20 protein-coding genes are annotated in these 21725 nt (G+C 67.5%); 8 read left to right on the plus strand and 12 right to left on the minus strand.

The genetic code is table 11. From position 1 onward, the window contains the following. Positions 1-151 precede the first annotated feature (151 nt). Positions 152-682: an MXAN_0125 family MYXO-CTERM protein gene (locus QHF89_RS39885; protein WP_136970330.1), complete on the minus strand. Its 531-nt coding sequence runs from the start codon at positions 680-682 to the stop codon at positions 152-154. 192 nt (positions 683-874) lie between these two features. Between QHF89_RS39885 and QHF89_RS39890 the strand changes: the two genes are divergently transcribed. After that, positions 875-1693, plus strand: a complete 819-nt coding sequence (locus QHF89_RS39890; protein ID WP_136970331.1) for a metal-dependent hydrolase — start codon at positions 875-877, stop codon at positions 1691-1693. 3 nt (positions 1694-1696) lie between these two features. Here QHF89_RS39890 and QHF89_RS39895 read toward each other — a convergent pair whose 3' ends face one another. The 6 genes from QHF89_RS39895 to QHF89_RS39920 form a co-directional block, all read right to left on the minus strand. Next, complete coding sequence (locus QHF89_RS39895; RefSeq protein WP_136970332.1) at positions 1697-2701, minus strand: AraC family transcriptional regulator; 1005 nt, start codon at positions 2699-2701, stop codon at positions 1697-1699. Between the two features lie 51 nt (positions 2702-2752). Then, a complete protein-coding gene (locus QHF89_RS39900) occupies positions 2753-3511 on the minus strand; it encodes a 2OG-Fe dioxygenase family protein (RefSeq protein ID WP_136970333.1) in 759 nt (252 codons plus the stop codon). A gap of 13 nt (positions 3512-3524) precedes the next feature. Further along, positions 3525-4949 (minus strand): amidase, encoded by a 1425-nt coding sequence (locus QHF89_RS39905; RefSeq protein WP_284721536.1) that lies wholly within the window; start codon positions 4947-4949, stop codon positions 3525-3527. Then, complete coding sequence (locus tag QHF89_RS39910) at positions 4946-5566, minus strand: TetR/AcrR family transcriptional regulator (protein ID WP_136935199.1); 621 nt, start codon at positions 5564-5566, stop codon at positions 4946-4948. The genes QHF89_RS39905 and QHF89_RS39910 overlap by 4 nt, the downstream gene beginning before the upstream one ends. Before the next feature lie 107 nt (positions 5567-5673). Then, the gene (locus QHF89_RS39915; protein WP_136970335.1) at positions 5674-7122 is read right to left on the minus strand and encodes a C1 family peptidase; all 1449 of its coding nucleotides are present in this window, start codon (positions 7120-7122) and stop codon (positions 5674-5676) included. A gap of 108 nt (positions 7123-7230) precedes the next feature. Beyond that, complete coding sequence (locus QHF89_RS39920; protein WP_136970336.1) at positions 7231-8586, minus strand: hypothetical protein; 1356 nt, start codon at positions 8584-8586, stop codon at positions 7231-7233. A gap of 115 nt (positions 8587-8701) precedes the next feature. Between QHF89_RS39920 and QHF89_RS39925 the strand changes: the two genes are divergently transcribed. The 4 genes from QHF89_RS39925 to QHF89_RS39940 all read left to right on the plus strand — a co-directional run bounded on the left by QHF89_RS39925 (position 8702) and on the right by QHF89_RS39940 (position 12817). Then, positions 8702-10483 carry an ABC transporter ATP-binding protein gene (locus QHF89_RS39925; protein WP_284721537.1) on the plus strand — a complete coding sequence of 594 codons (1782 nt, stop codon included), beginning with the start codon at positions 8702-8704 and terminating at the stop codon, positions 10481-10483. 93 nt (positions 10484-10576) lie between these two features. Beyond that, positions 10577-10786: a microviridin/marinostatin family tricyclic proteinase inhibitor gene (locus tag QHF89_RS39930; RefSeq protein WP_136935195.1), complete on the plus strand. Its 210-nt coding sequence runs from the start codon at positions 10577-10579 to the stop codon at positions 10784-10786. Between the two features lie 82 nt (positions 10787-10868). Beyond that, a complete protein-coding gene (locus tag QHF89_RS39935) occupies positions 10869-11822 on the plus strand; it encodes an MvdC/MvdD family ATP grasp protein (RefSeq protein WP_136970338.1) in 954 nt (317 codons plus the stop codon). Next, positions 11819-12817, plus strand: coding sequence for an MvdC/MvdD family ATP grasp protein (locus QHF89_RS39940; protein ID WP_136970339.1), 999 nt, complete (start codon positions 11819-11821; stop codon positions 12815-12817). The genes QHF89_RS39935 and QHF89_RS39940 overlap by 4 nt, the downstream gene beginning before the upstream one ends. Here QHF89_RS39940 and QHF89_RS39945 read toward each other — a convergent pair. Then, positions 12805-13623, minus strand: a complete 819-nt coding sequence (locus tag QHF89_RS39945; RefSeq protein ID WP_136970340.1) for a class I SAM-dependent methyltransferase — start codon at positions 13621-13623, stop codon at positions 12805-12807. The two genes, QHF89_RS39940 and QHF89_RS39945, sit on opposite strands and share 13 nt — an antisense overlap. A 37-nt stretch (positions 13624-13660) precedes the next feature. Further along, on the minus strand, positions 13661-14056 hold the full coding sequence (locus QHF89_RS39950) for a winged helix-turn-helix transcriptional regulator (protein ID WP_136970341.1): 396 nt from the start codon (positions 14054-14056) through the stop codon (positions 13661-13663). 83 nt (positions 14057-14139) lie between these two features. Here QHF89_RS39950 and QHF89_RS39955 point away from each other — a divergent pair, with 83 nt between their 5' ends. The 3 genes from QHF89_RS39955 (at position 14140) to QHF89_RS39965 (ending at position 18252) form a co-directional block, all read left to right on the plus strand. After that, positions 14140-14925, plus strand: coding sequence for an SDR family oxidoreductase (locus QHF89_RS39955; RefSeq protein ID WP_136970342.1), 786 nt, complete (start codon positions 14140-14142; stop codon positions 14923-14925). Positions 14926-15078: 153 nt separating this feature from the next. Continuing rightward, on the plus strand, positions 15079-16077 hold the full coding sequence (locus tag QHF89_RS39960) for a hypothetical protein (protein ID WP_284721538.1): 999 nt from the start codon (positions 15079-15081) through the stop codon (positions 16075-16077). An 81-nt stretch (positions 16078-16158) separates the two neighbouring features. Further along, positions 16159-18252: an amylo-alpha-1,6-glucosidase gene (locus QHF89_RS39965; RefSeq protein ID WP_284721539.1), complete on the plus strand. Its 2094-nt coding sequence runs from the start codon at positions 16159-16161 to the stop codon at positions 18250-18252. Positions 18253-18284: 32 nt separating this feature from the next. On the opposite strand, the gene QHF89_RS39970 is transcribed toward QHF89_RS39965, so the two are convergent. From QHF89_RS39970 to QHF89_RS39980, 3 genes are all read right to left on the minus strand, one after another. Continuing rightward, positions 18285-18779: a DUF1269 domain-containing protein gene (locus QHF89_RS39970; protein WP_136970344.1), complete on the minus strand. Its 495-nt coding sequence runs from the start codon at positions 18777-18779 to the stop codon at positions 18285-18287. A 53-nt stretch (positions 18780-18832) separates the two neighbouring features. Further along, positions 18833-20521 carry an MFS transporter gene (locus tag QHF89_RS39975; protein ID WP_136970345.1) on the minus strand — a complete coding sequence of 563 codons (1689 nt, stop codon included), beginning with the start codon at positions 20519-20521 and terminating at the stop codon, positions 18833-18835. 612 nt (positions 20522-21133) lie between these two features. After that, positions 21134-21655 carry a DinB family protein gene (locus tag QHF89_RS39980; RefSeq protein WP_136935186.1) on the minus strand — a complete coding sequence of 174 codons (522 nt, stop codon included), beginning with the start codon at positions 21653-21655 and terminating at the stop codon, positions 21134-21136. Positions 21656-21725 lie beyond the last annotated feature (70 nt).

Genomic DNA, 21725 nt, shown 5'->3' on the forward strand with positions numbered 1-21725 from the left:
CGCCCATTCCGCCGGCGCCGCCCACGCCGCCGGCGCCGCCCGCTCCGGCTCCACCGCCGCCGCCGCCGGAGCACCCGGCGGCGGCGACCGCGGCGACGAGCAACCACGTGCTCGTGAATCTACACGCTTCGATTCGCATGGCTCGGTCCTCTCAACGACCCCGGCGGCGGCGGGCGAAAAGAAGCGCGGCGAGGCCCAGGCCCACGGCCGCGAGGCCCGGTCGCTCGGCGCCCGACACGCTGCAACCGCCGGTCTCGAGCACGCGGCGCTCGACGGTGTAATCGAGGACGAGCTTGAAGCTCTGCCCGTCGCCCTGGAGGTTGAGCTCGTCGTGGTGCACGCCGGGCCCCCCGCCCACGTCCTCGCCCGAGGGGCTGCCCTCGACGTTGAGGATGCCCGTCTCGCCGGCCAGGACCAGGGTCTTGTCGCTGACGAAGGAAAAATCCTGGGCTGCGACTTCGAAGGCGCAATTGTTCACGAGGTTGACGGTGCCATAACAAACGCATCCGTTCTCAGGCTCGACCGTGTCGAGAACGGCACAGGCGGGCGCTCCCTCGAGGCGGGCTTCGATCTTGATGACGGCGTCGCACCCGTCCCCCGCCTGCGGGCATCCGGCGTGCGCGGCGCGCGGAGCGAGGGTGAGGGCAACGGCGAAAGGAATGGCCAAAGCAAGCAATTTCATGGAAGACCTCCGTGCGGGCGACCGTAGCACGAAACATCCGCGCCGCGCCTCCCCCTCGTGAGCCGCATCGCAGGAGGCCGGTCCTCGCGGGCCGGGCGCCCTGGCCCCAGATGACACGGATCTGGCACGAGCGAACCTGCCGAGGCTTGGCGCGTCGTGTCACGATCCGCATGTCCCCGCACGAGGTGAGCCATGTCCGTTTCCCCGACGATCGAGGTTCGGAACCTCCGGTTCGAGACCGACGAGCGGATCCCGCGTTATTGGCACGGAGGGCGGCGGGCCGTCACCCTCTTCTTCGACAACCTGTCCATCTTCTTCCCGGCGGGCGAGCGATTCTTCATCGCAGCCGTGAAGGCCCATCGGGACCGGGTGCAAGATCCCAAGCTCCTCGCGGAGGTCAAAGCCTTCGTCATGCAGGAGGGCATTCACGGGCGCGAGCACGACCGGTACAACGAGATGCTGCGCAAGGAGGGGTATCCGATCGACGCGATGGAGAAGCGGGTCGAGCGTATCCTCCGCCGCGCGACGAAGTTCCTACCCCCGCGCTGGCGCCTCGCCGTGACGTGCAACCTGGAGCATTTCACCGCGCTGATGGGGCATTTCATCCTGGGGGATCCACGGCTGCTCGAAGGAGCCCACCCGGAGATGGTCGCGCTCTGGCGCTGGCACGCCGCCGAGGAGAACGAGCACAAGGCCGTCGCGTTCGACGTCTACCTCGCGTCGGGCGGCCATGCCTTCGAGCGATGCGCGCTGATGATCCCGACGACCCTGATCTTCTGGGGGAAGGTGATCGAGCACCAGGCGCGGCTGATGCACGAAAACGGGATTCTCTTTTCGGCGCGGGAATGGATCTCGCTCGTCGACTTCCTCTTCTTCCGCCCGGGCGGCATGTTCAAGCTCTTCCTGCATTACCTCGACTCCTACCGGCCCGGCTTCCATCCCTGGGACATGGACAACAGGGACGAGCTCGAACAGTGGAAGGCCTCGTATCGAGGCGCGACGTCGTTGTAAAAATCAGGTTTTGCGGAGCATGCCGGGGGTTCGGCCCGTCCAGCGCCGGAAGGCGCGCGCGAAGTTCGCCGCGTCGGAGTAGCCGAGCCGCTCGGCGATTTGCTCGCGCGAGAGGCTCTCGTCCCGGAGGAGGAGCATGGCGCGCTCCTGCCGCAGCTCGTCGAGGATGTCGGAATAGGAAGTGGCCGCGTCCGCGAGGCGCCGTTTCAACGTGCGCGGCGAGACGCCGAGGTGCTGCGCGATCTCTTCGAGCGAGCGATACCCTTCCGAAAGCGGCAAGAGCTCGCGGACCTTGGCCGCCGTCCGATCGTCCAGGCCGAGGGCCTGCATTTCCCGCTCGCATTGCTCGCGCGCGAGCTGCATCGCCACGGGATCGGCCATGTCGAGGGGCAAGTCGAGCACCGAGGAGGCGAAAATGATGCGGTTCGAGGGCTGCCCAAAACGAACCTTGCCCGGCGCGAGGTGCGCGAACCGCTCGAAATGGGGAGGCGCCTCGAACGCGAGGTCCGCGTCCCCCACGAGCTCCTTCTTCGTGATGTCCCGGCCGATCCGGGCAATGCCCATCATGAGCGCGCCGAGGATGAACTCCCGCGCCTCGCCGAGGGGCGCGCGCTCCTCGAAGACGAGGGACGCCGTCTCCCCCTCGACGTGCAGGTGAAACGCGAGCGCCGTCGTTCGTGTCGGCACGAAACGAATGGCGAGCTCGATCGCCTGGCGGATCGTCCCGGCCGTCATGGCCGCGAAGCCGAGATACCCGTGCGACGAGAGGCGCATCTGGAGGCCCATGAAAAACGCGAGCCCCGGCTCCCCGGTGAGCTTCATCGCGCGCTTGACGAGCGTGCCCGTGGTCTCCAGAGAAATCCGGGCCGCCGGGTTCGTCAAGGATTCACGCGTGAGCCCGAGCCCGGCGAGCAGCTCGTCGGGCGCGACGCCCCACCGCGCCGCGAGATCGACCAGGTGCAGCGCATAAGCCGCCGGTAGATCTCCCGTTGCGTGACCCGCGCCCATGAACCCAAGAGAATCGAATATGGCCGCCCCTGTCAAGAGGCGCGCGCAGGTTCACCGGTCCTGAAACCCATTCCTGCGGTACGTGAGGACCAGCGTATCGCGATGTCCGTACGGCAGCGCCCCCGATTCTCCGCCGAGGAGCGGCTGGATCGGCGTGGACTCGTGGATCACGCGTTCGTCGTCGAGCAAGAGGAACGACCAGGGCTCGGTGAGCGTGAAGCGGATCCCCTGCGGGCCCCGCGCGTCGAAGACGCGGGTCTCGCCGCCGCGAATCCCCTGGCGCTCGATGAGGAACAACGCGACGAAGTCGACGCCGTCGCGATGCGCCCCCTCCGGCGTGGGCCGCCCGATTCCCTCGCTCGTGTCGATGCGAAACTGGTGTGCCTCGACGTACCAGGGCGCCGGGCGAGTGATGTCGGAGCAGAGCCGCCCGAGGCCCGTGAGCAAAGCCGACCAGAACGGCTGCCCGATCAGGGTTTGCCGCATCGGCTCGAACCAGCGCTCCATGCCGCCGTGGAGCGCATTGTATTGCAGGGGTTGAAAGTGCGCGCGGTGCGGGACGAGCTGGCAGGAAGCTTCGTCGACGAGAAACGATGCATGCCGGCGCCGCCGGTAACGCCCGCCGTCCTTGAGGTACGGGTCGAGCGGCATGTCGTCCCATTCCGCGGCGATCGCGGAAAAGTCCACGCGCGGCGCGCCGGTGAGGCCATGAAGGAAGGACGAGCTCGCGACGGCAAACCCCTGCCGCCGCACCACTTCCACGATGTCGGAAGGCGCGGTGATCGGCGGTTCGAACTCGGCAGGCGGCATGATGGGCGCTACCCTAGCACGGTCGCGAGGATACGCTTCCCTCCCGCGCGGCGCGCGTCACCGCGGGCCAGCGATGCCGCCACGGAGCGGCCTCTTCGAGCTGATAGGCGAGGCCGAGCAGGGTCGCCTCCTGTCCGAGCGGCGCGGCAAAATGGCTGCCGAGCGGCAAACCCGATTCCGAGGAGCCGAGCGGCACGGACATGGCCGGCACACCCGCGATGCTGTAGATGGGCGTGTACCCCGCGAGCACCTCCGTGCGGCGAACGAGCAGCTCGCGATCGAGCCCCGGCGCGAGCGTGCCGAGGTCGTACGGCGCCACGGGGAGGGTCGGGCACAGAAGAACGTCATAGCTCGCCATGTAGGAGAGCATTTGCGCGGACGCGTCGGCAAACGCGGCCTCCGCGCGCGCGCGGGCGCCCTCGGGCAAGCTGCGAACATGGTGGATCAGCGCGAGGGTGAAGGGCTCGAGGTCGTCCTCGCCGACGGGTCGACCGAGCATGCTCTCCATGGTGCGGGCGAGGTCGTGCATTCCGCTGCCGGCCAGCGTGAAAAACGCGTCGGAGAGCGACGCGCCGTCGACGGGCGGCGGCGGCGCTTCCACCACCTCGTGCCCGAGGTCGACGCAGAGCCGCATCGCCTGCGAGAGCGAATGCATCACGTCGGGATCGGGCGCCCGGCCGCGGAGCGTCGTCGTGTACACGCCGATACGCAAGGTTCGATCGAGGGGGCGATCCACGTATCCGACCGCGGGTTTGGCCTCCGGGTCCTCCGTCAATGACAACAAGAGCGCGCTGTCGCGCACGCTCCGGCTCACGCAATGCTCGATGAGGAGCTCGAATGCGTCGGCGTACCCCGTGGACACGCACCGCCTGCGCCCCGGCTTGAAGCCAAAGAGGCCACACGCGGACGCGGGGATGCGAATCGATCCTCCGCCGTCGCTCGCATGCGCCATCGGCACCATCCCGCACGCGACCGCGGCCGCGGCGCCGCCGGACGAGCCTGTCGCCGATTTTGCGAGGTTCCACGGATTGCGGGTGATCCCGGCGAGGAGCGTCTCCGTGCTGCCGAGGAGGCCAAACTCGCTCGTCGTGGTTTTTCCGAGCGTGACGAGCCCCGCGGCGTCGAACCGCTCGGTATAAGGCGACCCGGCCGGCGCGATGTGATCGCGGAAGAGCCGCGAGCCCATCGTGAGCTTGTGCCCGGGATACGCGAGCAGGTCCTTGAGGAGGAACGGCACGCCGCCGAGGGGGCCGGTCGGCCGCGATCGGGCTTTCGCCCGGGCCGCGTCGAAGTCCACGCTCGCAATCGCATGGACCACGGGTTCGAGCTTTTCGATACGCGTGATGGCCGCGTCCACGAGGTCGAGCGCGCTCACCTCGCCGGATTGCACGAGGGCTGCCTGCCCGACCGCGTCGAGCTCCCAGAGATCTTGGCTCATGACTGCACCCATTTGGCGAAGCCGGACAAACCGGCGAGCTGATAACTCCAGAACCCTTGAAAGGCCTTGCGGATCTGCGCCTCGTCCTCGTGGGATTCGAGGATCGACACGATCGTACGGACCGTGTTGCGGAAGATCGTTTGGAGGACGAAACGCGCGACGGGGCTCACGCGCCTTTGCGGCGCGTCTTTGCGGAGCCTGGCGAGCGAGGGGCGCATGAGCTCCCGCACGAACGCCTCGGCGAACCCCTCGTGCCGGGATCCCTGGGCCCGATCGAGGAGCGTGATGATCTTCCATCGATGCTCGATCCAGAAGCGGAGCAGCTCCTCGCCGCGCTCCTCCGCGCCCGCGTCGAGCTCCGTGGGCGCGGGCGCGCGCACGAGCGCTTGCACGCGCCTGCGCGTGAGCCGGAGGAACCGCGCCGCGAATTCATCCGGGAGCACCGCGTAGAACAGCGCGTCCTTGTGCTCGAAATACCGATAGATGTTGCCCGTCGAGACCCCGGCGCGCGTGGCGATGGCCGCCATCGTCGCGCCCTGGTACCCGGCCTGGGCAAACACCTCCTCGGCCGCGCGAAAGACCCGCTCGCGCACCTGTTCGTTGAGATGTCTTGCCACGTCGTCTCTCTAAAGTGAACCGTACGTTCACTTTAGAGAGACGTCAAGGATGGGCAGGCGAAAAGTGAACGATGCGTTCACTTTTCTGGAGGGGGCTTCAGAGGTGGCTACTCGTCTTCCTCTTCTTCGTCCTCGTCCTCTTCTTCTTCGTCCTCGTCGCCCTCGTCCTCTTCTTCCTCGTCCTCTTCTTCCTCGTCCTCGCCTTCCTCGTCCTCTTCTTCCTCGTCCTCGCCTTCCTCGTCCTCGTCGTCTTCCTCTTCTTCTTCGTCCTCGTCGCCCTCGTCCCCCGCGGGCTCGATCTGCCAGTGCTCGACGACGGAATCGACGAAGGCCTGCTCCTCCTCGGAGACGTCGTCGTCCGAGCCGACGATCTCCTGGAGCTCGGACGCAATCGAGGCGAGGACTTCCTGCGAGAACACCTCGCCGAGGATCTCGACGGTCTCCTCGACGAGCCGCTCGTCGTCGAGGCGACGCAGCGCATTGCGGAGCACCTTCTCCGCGCTTTGCCGCGAGCCGAGCTGCTCCAGCACGGGCAGGATGTGCTCGGCCGTGGCCTGAATCTCGCTATCCGCGAGGTCCCCGTCCGCGCCCGCCGCGCGCAAGAACAGGAGCGAGAGCCGCACGTCGAGCGGGACATCGCCCATTCGATCGAGCAGCCCCGTGTATTCCTCCTCGTCGAGCTGGGCAAGGACGCCGGCGACGTCTTCCAGCACGGACTCGTCATCCTCGGACCACGTCTCCTCGTCGGGCGGGAGCACGTCGATGCGCTTGATGATCCACGAATCGCCGAAGTTGTAGTCCTCGTTCATGAGGTACCGATAAGGGATGTAGCAATATCCCTTGTCGCCCCACTCCGGCCCCCAGGAGTTGCGGACGATGAAGACCTGGTCCGGATCCGAGTAGCCGACGCAGAGCATCGCGTGGCCGCCGTGGCTCTCGCGCCCCGTCTCGCGCGGGGTCGGGACCGGCACGAGGCCCGCCTTCTTGTGCTTGTCGAACGAGGAGAAAAGCTTGACCCCGAAGATGATCGGGTGGCCCTCCGCGATCGCCGTCTTCCAGGCCTCGAGGTCCGTCGGGACGAGCTCGGTGTCCTCGATGAGGAACTGCTTGGCCTCCTCGTAGGCTTCCTCCGAGGGCTCTTCGTTGACGACCTCCGGGTCGAAGGCCCAGGTCTCCTCCGAACACGCGCCGTACTCCTTGAGGCCCGCGATGACGGATTGCAGGTAGCTGCCCTCGTCCTCGATGTTCTCGGGCTCGTCGACGTAGCGGCCGTTGTAATAGATGAAGAGGCGGCTGACGTCGTAGGCGTCTTCGCCGAGGTGGCGCTTGACGAGGTACTCGTAGGCGCCCGCCGTCGCGTTGGCGGCGCAGCTATTCGTGTCGCTCTGGTCCTCGATCGGCGACATGAAAGGCCGCAGGTCGACCTTGGGGGGGAGCCGCGAGACATTGCCACGGCCGGCGACGTAACGCTTCGCGGCGGCCTTGGGCGGCGCATACCGATATCCGACGACGGCCCGTGACGAGCCGTCGGCTTGCGTGAAATTGAACGAATTCATGGCGGCTGTCCCTCGAAGGCGCGGCAGGGAGCACCGCGCCCATTGGGACTCATACAACGACCGCCGAGGAGGGGGATACGAAAAAAAGCGCGGGGACCGGGAGCAAGCTCAGAGGTCGACCCCACAATCGAACCGCTGGAGGTGGATGCGCGAGGTCTGATCCACCTCCGAGACGACCGAATACGCGACGAGCACGGCGTCCGCCGTGGGGGAGCCGAGGACGGCGATCGGCTGGGACACGCTCAGCTTTTCTTCGATCGTCGCCTCGGGGTTGCCCGCGCTCCACGTGGAGAGGCGCCGCACCTCGATCCGCGTGGAGGTCTGCGCGCCGGTTGCCCACGCGACGACGAGATCGTTGTTCAGGCGGCCGACGCCGAGCGTCGCCGGATTGAGATCACTCGACCCCGCCAAGAAGAACGGCTCTCCCACGAAGGCCCCTGCCGCGTCGAGCCGCTGCGCTTGGAGCGTGGCCGTCGTTTCGATCCATCCCGCGCGCCCCCAGGCCAGCCACGCGCCGTCGTTGCGGCCTGCCATGCCGAGCCCCTGGATCACCGACGGACCGTCGGGGGTCGACCCCGCGAGCGTAATGCCGACCGGGCTGCCATCGGTGACGCGGGCGACGACCACCTGCTTTGCGTTCGACAGCGAGCCCGTGCAGCCGGAAGCGCTCGCCGGATCGTCATTGCTCGCGAAGGCGACGAGCATGCCTTTCTCCGTGGGGACGGCGTCCATCAGCACTTCGTCTTTCGTGCAACCGACGGGCGTGAATCCCTCCACGCTCGGCAGCTTTCCACTGTAGCGACCGAATCCGACGAGGAGCTCGATCGTGTTCCCGGCGTGGGGGCGCCCGTATCCGAGGATGTGCCCCCCGGGGTGCATTCGCAGGAGCCCCGCGTGGGTCGCGTCCGGCGGGAGGTTTGCGGATTTGGGAATCATGAGCTGGGCGGGCACGACCGTATACGGCATTGGACCTGTGCCCGTGTCGCGGAGCAACGCAACCTCCATGGCCGCGCCTTCCGATACCACGAAGGGCCCTTGCGCGTCGGCCAGCACGTGATTCGACCCCTCGACCGGCGGCCACGTGCTCCACGGGTCCAGAAGAAAGCGGAGGTGAATGTCATTCAAAGCGCCCGCAGGCCCGTTCACCGGCACGCCCATGAAGGCGAGCACCGCGGTCTTCGGGTCGAGGCCTGATCGCACGAGCTTCGGCGAAAGCGCGGACTGGTCCAGCGGAGGATCGAGGACCACCGGCGCTCCCACGGGGAGGAAGAAATCACATACCGGTCCGTCCCCTCCCCCGCTCCCCCCTGCCCCGGCCCCGCCACTGCCGCCTCCGCCGGCCCCGCCGACCCCGCCAGGGCCCGCCGATGTGGCATCCACGTCCTTGACTGTCCCGCCGCAGCCCATCGCAGCCGCAAGCGCGACGACCCCCATCCACGAAACAACACAAGTTCGCATACGCATGTCGCCGACGTTACCACGAGCCGCTCCGGGCACCGTGGCTGTCGAAGTCCTGTGTCCAATCCTCGCGGCTCGCGGCGTAAGGCCTCGTGTTCTCGATTTCGAGGTCCTCGCCCCCGTGCCCGAGCCCCCCACTTCCTCCCTTCGATCCCGGCTTTCGCGCACGATCACGCTCGCGTGGCGCGCGAGCCCCTTCGCCCTCGCGTCCATGGTCCTCGCCGCCCTCCTCGCCGGCGCAGCGCCGACCGGCATGGCCTGGTACGCCCGGCGTGTCCTCGACGGCGTCGCCCGCGGCGAAAGGCAGGTCGTGCTCGTCGGTATCGTCGCGGAGGCGGTGCTCCTCTTCCTCACGTACGTCGCCGGAGGCCTGAACCAGTTCGCGACCGCGCGCCTGCGCCTCACGCTCGGCTTTCTCCTTCAGCGGGCGATCCTCGAAAAGGCGATCGCCGTTCCTTATGCCTGCTTCGAGGACGCAGGCTTTTACGACGCGCTCACGCGGGCGCGGCGCGAGGCCGTTGGTCGTCCGGTCGCGCTGCTCGCCGGCTTTTTCGCGATGGTCCAAGCCTTCGCGGTCCTCGCGGGCTCCGCAGCGCTCCTCTTTCGATTCTCGCCGCTCTGCGCGCTCGCGATCCTCCTCGCCGCGTTGCCGAGCTTTTTCACGGAGACCCGCTTCGCGACGGCGATCTTCCGCCTCCAGAATCGACGCGCCACCGAGGCGCGGGAGCAAGCCTATCTGGAGCAGGTGCTCACCCGCGACGACCATGCCAAGGAGGTGCGCCTCTTCGGCACGGGACCAACGTTCCTCGAACGCGCGCGGCGGGTCTTTTCGCTCGTGTTCGAGGAGGACCAGGCGCTCGCGCGAAGGCGGCTCCTCGTGGGCCTCGGCGCAGACCTCGTCGCGCTTGCTCTCTTTTATGCGGTCTACGTCTCCGTGGCGGTTCGAGCCCTCGCAGGGGCGCTCACCGTCGGGGATCTCGGCCTCGCGCTCGTCACGTTCAAGCAGGGGGACGGCGCGCTGAAGCAGGCGCTCGGGGGCTTGCGAGGGCTCTACATGGACCAGCAGTACCTCGGGAACCTTTATGGGTTTCTCGATCTGCCGGTCCCTCCGAAAAGACCGCTCCTCCCCGCAGTCTGCGCGCGGGACGAACGAGGCCTACGCTTCGAGAACGTCGGCTTCACGTACCCGGGCGCGAAGCGTCCTGCGCTCCTGGGCGTCGACCTTTTCCTCGCCCCGGGGAAAAAGCTCGCGCTCGTCGGCGAGAATGGCTCCGGCAAATCGACGATCCTGAAGCTCGTCGCCGGCCTTTACGAGCCCACCGAGGGGCGCATTTTCCTCGACGGGCGGGATCTCTCCGCCTGGGATCCCGAGGCCCTCCGCGCGCGGCTCGCCGTGGTGTTCCAGGACTTCGTCCGGTACCAGCTCCCGGTCCGCGACAACGTGGCCCCGCGCGCCGCCGAGGATGCGGTGCCGGACGAGGGAATCACGCGCGCGCTCGCGCGCAGCGAGGCCGGCCCGATCGTCAAAAAGCTCGCGCAGGGCCTCGATCAGCGGCTCGGCAAATGGTTCCCCGGCGGCGTCGAGCTCTCCGGCGGCGAATGGCAAAAGCTCGCCCTCGCGCGGGCCTTCCTCCGCGAACAAGCGGACCTGCTCCTCTTCGACGAGCCGACCGCCGCCATCGATCCCGCCGCGGAGGCCGCGCTCTTCGCGCGGGTCCGCTCCGAGACGGAGGGGCGCATGGCGATCCTCGTGTCCCATCGATTCTCCACGGTCCGCCTCGCCGACGAGATCCTCGTGATGGACGGCGGGCGCGTCGCCGAGCGTGGCGACCACGACGCGCTCCTCGGCGCGGAGGGACGTTATGCGGCTCTCTTCCGTCTCCAGGCGGCTGGCTATCGTTGAAAAAAAATCGAGGACCTGTCCAACCCGAGCAGGCAGGCGCGTAAGGCTGGATGTCGAAAGATTCGACGCTCACCGAATCCAAGGAGAACCCCCATGTCCCTGCCGAACGACGAAGAAAACATGACCCCGCTCTTCGCGCACCTGCTCGTCGACGACGAACAGACGCAGTCGACCGAGATGAACACGAGCGGCGGCACCAATCCTGCCCCGACGTACCATTGCCTCGACAGCGAGTGCACCAAGAAGTACCCGTCCGACGCGGACGATTGTTACACGTACAAACCTTCCTGCGATTACTTCTGACAGGCGAACGATCCCGAGGAGCCATGGACCCGCGTGAACATCGCAACGCGACGACCTCGTTTGCTTTGATCGGGTGACGCCCATGGCTTCACGGGTCGTTCTTTTGCTCTCCCACGCGCGAGAGCCCTTCGTCACCGAGCGCGTCGCAGAGGAACTCCGCCTCCGCGGCGCGCGCCCCTATCGCCTCGATACCGATCGCCTCTTCGAGGACGGGACGTTCGGCGCCTCGCTCGCCGCCGAAGACCCCGGCACGGTCTGGGTCCGCGGCGAGCGCGTGCGGCCGGATGCCATCTGGCTCTGGCGCGCATGGCCGCGCATCGAGGCGAAAGGAATGGCGGCGGCGGAGAAGGAGACCGTGAACCGGGAGGCGCACGCCCTCTTTTTCGGGGCGCTCGCGCTCCTCGAAGGTCTTTGGGTCGACGCGCCCGAGCGCGTGCACGCCGCGGAGAACAAGTTGCTCCAGCTCCGGCTCGCGCGGGAATGCGGGCTCCGCATCCCCGACACGCGGTTCACCTCGGATCCGGATGTGGTGCGCGCGCTCTTCGAGGCGCACGCGGGGCGTGTCGTGTGCAAATTGCACGCGCCGCTCGACTACGGAATGCGAGGGGGACGCGCGTTCCCGACACGTCGTTTGCGTCCCAAGGACCTCACGCAGCTCGACGCATTGCGACGGGGGCCGATGATCTTCCAGGAGGAGATCCCGAAGGCCCTGGAGCTGCGTGTCGCCTGGGCGGGCGGGGCGGCCTGGACCGGCGCCCTCGACGGGAAAGCGTGTGGCGCCGATTGGCGCTTCTCCCAGGCAGGTTCCTGGAAGCCGCACGTCCTCGATAGGGCGACGAAGGCAAACCTGAACAACCTCATGAGGCGCCTCGGGCTCCGGCAGGGCTGCCTCGATTTGATCGTGACGCCGGACGGCGAGACGGTCTTCCTCGAAGTGAACCCCACCGGCGAGTGGGGGATGCTCGAAGCCGAGCTCGGGCTCCCGATCGCCGCATCGATCGCAGAAACCCTCCTCCGGGAAGGCGACGAACCATGAACGTCCTCATTCTCACGCACCAGAACGACGCCCCTCCTTTCATCGAGCGCGTGGCCGAAGAAATTCGCGGCCGCGGCGCCGAGCCCGTCGTCTTCCACCTGAACGATTTCCCGGTGAAGGCGACGATCTCGTTCCACCAGGAGCCGGAGGGCGAGTCGTTCCTGTGGAATGGTCACGCGATCGGCAAAGACGACGCGATCTGGGGGCGCCGGTATCACAAGCCCGTCGGTTTTCCGGAGAAGATGCACCCGGGCCACCAGCGGATGTCCATCGCGGAGTCGGAGCGGTTCCTCCAGGGCGTGCTCGCCGCCTGCCCCGCATTCAAGGTGGACGCCTTCGCGCGGGTCCGGGCGAGCGACCACAAGCCGCTGCACCAGCGCATCTTTCGGGAGGCGGGCATTCGAACGCCCCGCACGCTCGGCACGAACGATCCGGCCAAGGCGCGCGCCTTTCTGTCGAGCTGCCCCAAGGGCGCCATCGTGAAATTGCTGAGCGCGGAGCCGTTCGTGAAGGACGACGGCAAGCTCCAGGTGATGATGACGACCGAGGTGCGCCCCGAGACGATGGACCGCCTCGAACAGCTCCGCCTTTGCCCGATGTACTTCCAGGAGCGCGTCGAAAAAGCGTATGAGGTGCGCGCGACCGTGTTCGGCACGAAGGTCTTCGCCGCGCGCATCGACTCGCAGCGATTCGAGGGGGCCGACGTGGACTGGCGCAACAAGGGCCTCGCAATGATCGAGGCGTGGCGCCACCACGACCTGCCAAAGCACGTCGAGGACGCGCTCGGCCGGTACCAGGAGGCCGTGGGGATGCAATACGGCGCGGCCGATTTCATCGTGACGCCGGAGGGCGAATACGTGCTGCTCGAAGTGAACCCCGCCGGCGAGTTCTTCTGGCTCGAAGCGAACCCGCCGCATCACCCGATGGTCGCGGCCCTCGTCGACGTGCTCGTCGGCGTCCCGGGGGCGCGCCGCGAGGTCCCTCAAAACCGGTAACGCACCATCCGCCCGGCCTTCTTGAGCGCCGGAATCGCCATGAAGACGCGGTAGCTCAGGCGCGCCACCCTCGACATCCTGGCGAGCTGCGCCGGATCTTGCCTCGACATCTCCGTCAGGAACACGAGCTTCGGGACCTGGACTTCGAGCTCGTGGGGATCGTCGAGGCCCCAGTGCACGGACGCGCCGGTCGCCTTGATCGAATGGTGGCGCCGGAGGAGCCGCACGCCGAAGCGGCTGTAACAGTCGAACGCACATTCGCCCGCCGGGAAATGCGCCGTGAGACGACCAAAGAGGCGGGGCACCTCGTCCTCGCGGAGATACGGAAGGACCCCCTCGGCGACGATCATCGCCGGGCGATCCGCCGGCACCTCGTCGAGCCATTGCGGGGCCGTGAGCGACGAGCCGAGGAGAGTATACCCCGCGCGCTCCGGATAGAGGCGACGGCGCAGCGCGATGACCTCCGGATAGTCGACGTCGAACCAGCGGACGGTCGCGGGCGGATCGACCCGGAACACGCGGCTGTCGAGCCCGCAGCCGAGGTGCAGCACGGTGGCGCCGGGATGGCGGGTGATGAATTCGCGCGTCCAGCCATCCAGGAGGTGCGCGCGTATCGCCAGGGAGATCATGTCGTCCCGGCGGACCTTCAGCTTCGAGAAATCGTAGTTGATCCGCCGGATCGCGTCCGCGGCGAAGCGATCCCGCAGAAGGGAATCGGGCAGGCGGCTCTCCTCCGCCTTGCCGTACACCGTGATGAGGAGGGTCTCTTTCTCCTCGCTCAAGGTCACCTTTTCGTCGGTCGTCATGATGTCCCCTATCACGGCGGGTCCGGTGTTTGGAAGGTCATGGGCTCGGGAGCACGGGACCGTCGCTCCGCCGGGGCGCATCGGGCGACGAGGCCCATTGGAGGAGCGCGTCCAGCGCAGGGCATAACGCCTTGCCCCAGACGGTGAGGCTGTATTCGACCTTGGGCGGCACTTCGGGGTAAACGGTGCGCGCGACGACGCCGTCCGCCTCGAGGTCGCGGAGCTGCTGGATGAGCATCTTCTGCGAGACCTCCGGAATCGCGCGCTCGAGCTCGGAGAAGCGCATCACGGGCTGCACGAAGAGATGGAAGATGATGACCATTTTCCAGCGGCCTTCGAGGATCTTCAGCGCCTCGGTCGTGTCGTGCGCGGCCTGATGTGCGGGGGACTTACTTTCGGGTGAGTACCTTACTTTTTTGTCCGTTCTTGTCACGCGGAGAGCTTAGCCCAATCTTGCGCCCATCGCGACGCGGTCGGGACGTCCGTCGTTCCCACGCTCGCCAGAAGGGAAGCCCCATGCCTGCAGGAATCGCTGATCTTTCGGAAAAACGCGCCCTCGTGACCGGTGGAACGAAGGGAATCGGCCGCGCGACGGTCTTACGCCTCGTGCGCGGCGGCGCGAGGGTCGTCACGACGGCGCGGTCGGACGCCGACGAGCTGCCCGACGGCGTGACGTTCGTCAAGGCCGATGTCGGCACGGCCCAAGGCGCCGCCGCCGTGGCCGCGGCGACCCTCGAACAGCTCGGCGGCATCGATATCGTGGTGCACAACGTCGGCGGATCGACGTCCCAGGGCGGCGGCGTGCTCGCGCTCGACGACGACGACTGGCAACACACGCTCGACGTGGACTTGCTCTCGGCCGTTCGCCTCGACCGCGCCTTGCTCCCCGCCATGATCGCGCAAGGCGCAGGCGCGATTGTACACGTCACGTCCATCCAGCGGCGCATGCCGCTGCACGACGCGACGCTCGCGTATGCCGCCGCCAAGGCCGCGCTCGCGACGTACAGCAAAGGCGTGTCGAACGAGGTCGGGCCACGCGGGATCCGCGTGAACACGGTCGCGCCGGGGTTCACCGAGACGACGGCGGCGACGGCGCTGATCATGCGCCTGGCCGAGCACGCCGGCATCGGGATGGATGCCGCACGGCAAAGGCTCATGGATTCGCTCGGCGGTATCCCCCTCGGTCGGCCCGCGCGGCCCGAGGAGGTCGCCGAGCTCATCGCGTTCCTCGTCTCGGATCGCGCCTCCGCGATCACCGGGAGCGAGTACGTGATCGACGGCGGGACGATTCCCACCGTGTAACGACGCGAGGCGGCGTGTGGCCCGGACCGACCGTTCGATCGACGGAACCATTGACGCGACGGCCGGCCCGTGAGACCAGGGGGCGCCGACGCTCGGCGTCGGCGGAGGTCCGGGGTGAGACAACAACATTACCGTTTTGCGCATCAGGTCTTGATGAGCGCCGTGCTGCGTGACCCGTCCGCGTGGTGGGCGGCTGCGGCGGCCCAGGGACACGCAATGCTGCAGCAGGCGTGGGCCGCCGCGGGCGAGGGCCTCGGGCCCGAGAATCACGCGGACGGCTCGGCGCTCACGCTCGCGCCGGTGTACCCCGCGCCCGGCGTCGAGGCGGTCCTCATCACCCTGCCGCCTCCGCAGGCGCCCACGGAGTGCCATTACATCGCCCTCGTGCGCGCGGCCGGCCAGCCGCCCCGTTATTTCGTGGCGGAGCGGGGCATCGAGGGCGAGGGCGGCGCGCAGCGGGCGTACTGGGCCGAGTGGGCGCACGCGCCGGGCGGAGGGATCATGCGCATTCGTGGCGCCGATCTCCCCGCGGTGAGCCCTGAGGCGTTCGTCGCCGCGGTCGCCGCGGTGTGCAATGCGGCGCCCCCCGGTCCCCAAGCCCCCCCGTGGCAAGGCGTCCGGCCGAACACGCCCGCGAAGATGAACCGTGTCGGGCTTTTCCTCGGCGCCGGCTGTTTTTCCTTGGTCCTCCTCGGGCTCGGCTTCGGCGGGTGTCTGCTGTACCAGGAAGAAGGTCGCGGGCTGCACGTCCCCGATACCGAGGTCGCGAGCGTCGCCGTGGAGCCGGACAAACCCTTCAAGATCCAGTTTGTATGGGACGGCACGGGGTACGCGTTCAACAACATCTGGCTCGTGGTCGACGAGGGGACCACGAGCGGCGCGAGCTTCAAGGTCAAAGGCAACGTCTCCTGCTCCCGCGACAGACGGGCGGAGTCGGTCGACCGCAGCCTGACGGGTTACGGGGCGCACGACGTCGAGAGGAAGGGCGGAAGCGGGTTCTCCGGTTGGTTCTACCTCATGGACGAATACGAGCGTTCGTCGAGCCGGCCCATCGAATGCTCGGGCGTGATCGCGCCCTCCACGGGCGCGTGGACGAAGGCGCGTATCGTCGTCACCCAGCGGCAGCGGCCCAGCGATTGGTTTGCCCAGTAGGCTGCTGCCCAGCACCTTGCGCCCCTCCCCGGTTCGCCGCAGGTACATCGGCGAAAAACCGGAACGTGAAGGGAGGGCGTCATGGCCGAAGGTTTCATCAGCATCCTCGATGGGTCGACGTTCGTCACGTCCCATCGAACGGGGGACATCGACGCTGGGCCGGATCAGCCGCACGGGCTCTTCTACAAGGACACGCGTCACCTCTCGCGCTGGACCCTCCGCGTCAATGGCGAGTGCCCCGGCTTGCTCACCGCGGACAACGTGGAGTACCACTTCGCTCAGTTTTTCCTGTTTCCTCGCACCGGGAGCATCTATGAGAATCCCTATCTCTCGATCCTCCGGCGACGGTATGCCGGGGAAGGCTTCCGCGAGGAGATCGAGGTCATCAACCATTCCCTGAAGCCGATCACGATCGAGCTTCGTATCGAGGCCGCGGCCGATTTCGCCGACCTGTTCGAGGTCAAGGACGCGCTCGCCAAGAAGGGGGAGCTCTCCCGTGAGGTCCGGGGCCACGAGCTCCTGCTCGGGTACCGGCGGGAGAGCTTCGTGCGGCGCACCCTCATCGCGTCCAGCCAACCCGGTCACGTGAGCGAGGAGGGCTTCGTGTTCAAGCTCGAATTGCAGCCGAAATCCACGTGGACGACCACATTCTCCGTGCGCCCGCTCGTCGGTGACGTCACGGCGGTCGAAGCGACGAAGGCGTTGCCCCTGCTCAAGCAGGACCTGCGCGAAGACTTCACGCGATGGATCGAAAACGCGCCGCTCGTGACCAGCGATCCCCCGATCATCCAGCAAGTCTACCTGAGGAGCCTCGTCGACCTCGCCGCGCTTCGCTTCTACCCCTACCCCGACATCTTCCCGCACTTCGCGCTCCCGGCCGCGGGGCTGCCCTGGTTCATGGCGCTCTTCGGCCGCGACAGCTTGATCACCAGTTATCAAGCGCTGCCCTTCCGCCCCGAGCTCGCCGCGACCTCGCTCGTCGTGCTCGGCGGGCGGCAGGGCCGGGAATGTGATGATTTCCGCGACGAGGAGCCGGGGAAGATCCTGCACGAGCTGCGCTTCGGCGAGCTGACCGCCTTCGGCGAGCGGCCGCAGTCGCCCTATTATGGCACCGCCGACGCGACCCCGCTGTTTTTGATCCTGCTCGACGAATACGAGCGATGGACCGGCGACGCGGCGCTCGTGCGCCGGCTGGAGAGGTCCGCGCGCGCCGCGCTCCAGTGGATCGACCAGTACGGCGACCGCGACGGCGACGGGTACATCGAATACGAACGAAGGGCCGAGACGGGCCTCGAGAACCAATGCTGGAAGGATTCCTGGAACTCGATCCTGTTCGCGGACGGGACGCTCGCGCCCACGCCGCGCGCGACCTGTGAGCTCCAGGGGTATGCGTACGATGCGAAGGTCCGGTGTGCGAGGCTCGCACGGTCGATCTTCCGCGATGCGGCCCTCGCCGAGCGATTGGAGCGCGAGGCCGCCGACCTCAAGGCGCGGTTCAATCGAGATTTCTGGATTCCGGAGCGAGGCTTCTTCGCCCTCGCGCTCGATGGTCGGAAGCGCAAGGTCGACAGCCTCACCTCGAACATCGGGCATCTCCTGTGGAGCGGGATCGTCGAGGACGACAAGGTCGAGTCGATCGTCCGCCACCTCATGGGCCCGGCGCTCTTCTCTGGCTGGGGCATCCGGACGATGGCCGACGGTGAAGCAGGGTTCAATCCGATCGAGTACCACAACGGTACGGTCTGGCCCCACGACAACGCCCTCATTGCCGCAGGCCTGGCACGGTATGGATATCGCGAGGAAGCGAGCCGCATCTGCGCGGCTCTCTTCGACGCCGCGAGGTTCTTCCGTTTTCGCCTGCCCGAGGTCTTCGCCGGGTACGAGCGCAAGGCGACCGGCTTCCCCGTCGAATACCCCACGGCATCGAGCCCGCAGGCCTGGGCGTCCGGAGCGCCCTTGCTCGCCATCCGTATCCTCATGGGTCTCGAGCCGAAGGGCGAAGAGCTGACCTCGGCGCCCGTGCTGCCGGATGACATCGCGTCGCTCTCGCTCCGCCGTGTGCCAGGGCGATGGGAGCCTGCCGATGTGAGCGCGGAGCGCCCGGACGCTCGGTCGCGGATCGACGTGATCCGGGATTGGCTTGCCGAGAGGGAGGGGTTCCGGAAGGCTGCGTGAGCCGGTCTCCTACGCGCCGGGGCGGCGCACGTTCACGCGGCCTTTTGGCCCCGGAGCGCCGCCTCGAGTTTTTGCTCTGCGTCCTTGGCCAAGGACGTCCGCAGCACGGTCCCGCCGTACTTGGCGAGCTCCGGGACGACCTTGTCGGCCGTGACCTTGCGCGTGAGCGTGAAGATCGCCGAGCTCCCTGGTTTCATCTGCTCCGCGAGCCGCTTGATGAACGCATCGTCGATTCCATAGTCCGCTGCCTTGCCCGTGATCGCGCCGCTCAAGGCGCCGATCGCCGCGCCAAACACGGGGGCGAGGAAGATGAGGCCGATCAACATGCCCCACAATCCGCCCGACAGCGCGCCGGCGGCCGTGAGGTCCCTGCTCTGGTGGAGCCGGATCTTGCCATCCGGGCGCTTGGTCACATAACAGGCGTCCTCGAGATCAACGAGGTTCTCGCTGCTCAGTCGTTGGATGGTCGACATGACCTCCGCCGCTCGGTTTTCCTCGGGATAGGCAATGACGACGAGATCGCTCATGGATGTGCTCCTTTCGGTCCCTTTGAAAGGCAACGGGCATGCCGAAGGGAGCGTCAGGTCGAGGTTTGCTCGGGCCGAGGACGCCCGGCGTTTTTCGGGAGGAACATCGCCGCGGCGAGGCCGAACAGCCCGAACAGAAAGACCGATCCCAGGGCCAGGCCGATCGCTCGGTCCCGCGCCTCGGCATTGATCCTCGTCACCTCGTCCACGACGGCCTGGGGTTTGCCCTGCAAGGCCTCGCGGACCTCCGCGTCGCTCACGGTGCTGACGCTGCGTTCGAGCGCTGCCGTGAGCGATTGCTTCTCGTCCGCCGACAGCACCACGCTCTCCGCCGCGCGGGAGCCGATGCCTGCATGGAGGGCCGAGATCAGCACAGCGCCCGCGATCGCCGTGCCGAGCGACGATCCCAGGTTCGACACGCTGCGCGATACGCCGGAGATCTCGCCCTGCTCCTCGTCCGGCACGCTCGACTGCACGGTATTCACGGAGGCCGTGAGCATGATGCCCGCGCCGAAGCCCAGCAAAAAAAGCCCAGGCGCGAAAAGGGCGACGCTGGCCGTCGCGCGCACGAGCAAGATCAGGAGGGCGATGCCCGAAAGGGCCGTCGCGAATCCAGCGCGGATGATCGCGCGCTGGCTGTACCTCCGTGTCATCCGGTCCGTTCGCCCTGAAGCGAGCAGGATCCCGAGCGTCGCGGGCGTCACGATGATGCCGGTTCGAATGGCGTCGTACCCCCGGCTGACCTGCAAGAAGACAGCGATGACGAAGGACGTCCCGAGCAACAGGAACCACTGTGCGTTTTGTGTCACGAGCCCGAGGTTCACCGTCCGGCTGGCGAACAGCCGGGTCGACAAGAGCGGCGTTTTTCCCGACCGTTCCCGGCGTCGTACGTGGACGAAGAAGAGAGCGAGCAGGAAGGCGCCGATAGCCGTGAAGACGATGACCGGCGAGAGGTCCCCTCGCGCGAGGATCACGGAATCACCGAGCGCGAAATCCTTGCGAGCGCGCAGCCAACCGTACGTCCCGGCCTGGAGGATGCCGATGACGATGGAGGCGAGGCCGGCCGCGGACAACGCCGCGCCCACGAGATCGAATGCGGGCCTCGGACCGGTGGGGCCTTTGTCGAGGATCCGACGGCTCGAATAGAGAATCCCGAGGGTGATGAGGGCCTCGGTGAAAAACGAGGCGCGCCACGAGATCGTCGACGTGATGAGCCCGCCGATGAGCGGGCCGCTGGCCGAGCCGAGGCCTGCCGCGGCGCTGACCAGCGCGAACGCCTTCGCGCGCGAGACCGGATCGGCGAACGAGACCGTCGTCAAGATATAGATCGGAGGGATCATCAGCGCCGAGCCGATGCCTTCGAGCAGCGACCACCCGATCACCATGACCGAAAGGGCGGGCGCGATGGCCGTGACGAAGGCCCCGAGCCCGTAAATGGCGATTCCGAGCACGAAGCAGCGCTTGCGTCCCCAGATGTCGCTGAGCTTGCTGCCCGGGATCATCAGCGCCGCCATGGTCAACGTGAACACGGTGATGGCCGTCTGCACGCCGGTGACCGTCGTCCCGAGGTCCGCCGTGATCCGGCTGATGGCGACGTTCATGCTCGAAGAATCGTAACTCGCGAGGAACTGCGCCAGCACGAGCGGCACGAGCATCGACCGCGAGGAGCGGGCCTCGAGCTTGCTCCCCCCCTTCGCTTCGCCCCCTCGCCGGTGGCCGAGCGCCCTCGCCACGCGCGCCATGCCTGTTCCCTCCCCCGACGTGCGGAGCCAGAGCGCCGCACGCGGCTCGTAACGCCGGCCGGTGGCCGTCGCAAGACGGGGTTTTCCGCGCCCGCGCAGGACGGGCTCGCACGCACGCGGGATTCGAGCCCGCCGCGCCTTCCTTCGCGCTCGTGTCTCCAAGGCTCGACCTCGTGTCTCCGGAGGCTCGGCCGCGCTCTCCCGAGACGCGTCGTCGTCCCTCCAAGGCTCGACCTCGTGTCTCCAAGGCTCGACCTCGTGTCTCCAAGGCTCGACCTCGCGTCTCCAAGGCTCGACCTCGTGTCTCCGGAGGCTCGGCCGCGCTCTCCCGAGACGCGTCGTCATGTCTCCAAGGCTCGACCTCGTGTCTCCAAGGCTCGACCTCGTGTCTCCAAGGCTCGACCTCGTGTCTCCAAGGCTCGACCTCGTGTCTCCAAGGCTCGACCTCGTGTCTCCGGAGACTCGGCCTCGCCTCTTCCGACCCTGCCCCCCCTCTCTCGCGCACACGTCCCCGTCGCCTTTGGGCTCGCCCTCGATCCCCCGAAGCGACGGCCTCGTCCCACGTGCGCGCTGCAATCCTGTGGCGCGAGAGGAGACCCATGCTCCGGTCGTTCAGCCCTGGCGCGCCCTGTACAGGAGCCTGAGCTGGCCCACCTCGGCGGCATTCTTCATGAGCTCGATGTTGGCCCAGGCAATCACGTGGCCGAGGGGCTTGTCGAACCATGCGACGTGCTGGTCCAGATCGGCCTCCGTGAGACCGTCGAGCGCCTTCGACCATTGATCCCGCAAGCGGGTCAGCCACGCGGCGGCGGCTTCGGCGCTGCCGGGCCAGTCCACGGTCTTCGCGTGCTCGATCATGTCGAGCGGCTCGCCGCGCTTCGCGCCGAAGGTATGGGCATACGCGCCCGTCCACCACCAGCCGATATGCCAGGTCACCCAGCCGATCGTGGTCGTGGGCGGCGGGTCCGGCTCGGGCAGGACGAGATCGGCGACCCAGCGGCCGTTCGCGGGCCGCACCGTCCACGCGCCGGGCGCGGGCTCCCACAGGCACATTTCGTCGCGGAGGCCGTCCAAATGCAGGGAGAGGAGAGCCCAGGAGATGTCGAGCTGGTAGCGCAGCGTCGGGAGAAGCATGGCGGCATCGTACCGCACGCGGCTTGCTGGGTCACACGGCGGGAAAAATAGATCTTCGGCGCGTCTCGCT

Origin of the sequence: Polyangium sorediatum, assembly GCF_029946465.1 — a bacterium.
Taxonomy (GTDB): domain Bacteria; phylum Myxococcota_A; class Polyangia; order Polyangiales; family Polyangiaceae; genus Polyangium; species Polyangium fumosum.

What these genes read in the sequence shown, in the direction of transcription:
- QHF89_RS39885 (WP_136970330.1), bottom strand. Translation starts at nt 682, where the DNA reads ATGAAATTGCTTGCTTTGGCCATTCCTTTCGCCGTTGCCCTCACCCTC.
- QHF89_RS39890 (WP_136970331.1), top strand. Translation starts at nt 875, where the DNA reads ATGTCCGTTTCCCCGACGATCGAGGTTCGGAACCTCCGGTTCGAGACC.
- QHF89_RS39895 (WP_136970332.1), bottom strand. Translation starts at nt 2,701, where the DNA reads ATGGGCGCGGGTCACGCAACGGGAGATCTACCGGCGGCTTATGCGCTG.
- QHF89_RS39900 (WP_136970333.1), bottom strand. Translation starts at nt 3,511, where the DNA reads ATGCCGCCTGCCGAGTTCGAACCGCCGATCACCGCGCCTTCCGACATC.
- QHF89_RS39905 (WP_284721536.1), bottom strand. Translation starts at nt 4,949, where the DNA reads ATGAGCCAAGATCTCTGGGAGCTCGACGCGGTCGGGCAGGCAGCCCTC.
- QHF89_RS39915 (WP_136970335.1), bottom strand. Translation starts at nt 7,122, where the DNA reads ATGAATTCGTTCAATTTCACGCAAGCCGACGGCTCGTCACGGGCCGTC.
- QHF89_RS39920 (WP_136970336.1), bottom strand. Translation starts at nt 8,586, where the DNA reads ATGCGTATGCGAACTTGTGTTGTTTCGTGGATGGGGGTCGTCGCGCTT.
- QHF89_RS39930 (WP_136935195.1), top strand. Translation starts at nt 10,577, where the DNA reads ATGTCCCTGCCGAACGACGAAGAAAACATGACCCCGCTCTTCGCGCAC.
- QHF89_RS39935 (WP_136970338.1), top strand. Translation starts at nt 10,869, where the DNA reads ATGGCTTCACGGGTCGTTCTTTTGCTCTCCCACGCGCGAGAGCCCTTC.
- QHF89_RS39940 (WP_136970339.1), top strand. Translation starts at nt 11,819, where the DNA reads ATGAACGTCCTCATTCTCACGCACCAGAACGACGCCCCTCCTTTCATC.
- QHF89_RS39945 (WP_136970340.1), bottom strand. Translation starts at nt 13,623, where the DNA reads ATGACGACCGACGAAAAGGTGACCTTGAGCGAGGAGAAAGAGACCCTC.
- QHF89_RS39955 (WP_136970342.1), top strand. Translation starts at nt 14,140, where the DNA reads ATGCCTGCAGGAATCGCTGATCTTTCGGAAAAACGCGCCCTCGTGACC.
- QHF89_RS39960 (WP_284721538.1), top strand. Translation starts at nt 15,079, where the DNA reads ATGAGCGCCGTGCTGCGTGACCCGTCCGCGTGGTGGGCGGCTGCGGCG.
- QHF89_RS39965 (WP_284721539.1), top strand. Translation starts at nt 16,159, where the DNA reads ATGGCCGAAGGTTTCATCAGCATCCTCGATGGGTCGACGTTCGTCACG.
- QHF89_RS39970 (WP_136970344.1), bottom strand. Translation starts at nt 18,779, where the DNA reads ATGAGCGATCTCGTCGTCATTGCCTATCCCGAGGAAAACCGAGCGGCG.
- QHF89_RS39975 (WP_136970345.1), bottom strand. Translation starts at nt 20,521, where the DNA reads ATGGCGCGCGTGGCGAGGGCGCTCGGCCACCGGCGAGGGGGCGAAGCG.
- QHF89_RS39980 (WP_136935186.1), bottom strand. Translation starts at nt 21,655, where the DNA reads ATGCTTCTCCCGACGCTGCGCTACCAGCTCGACATCTCCTGGGCTCTC.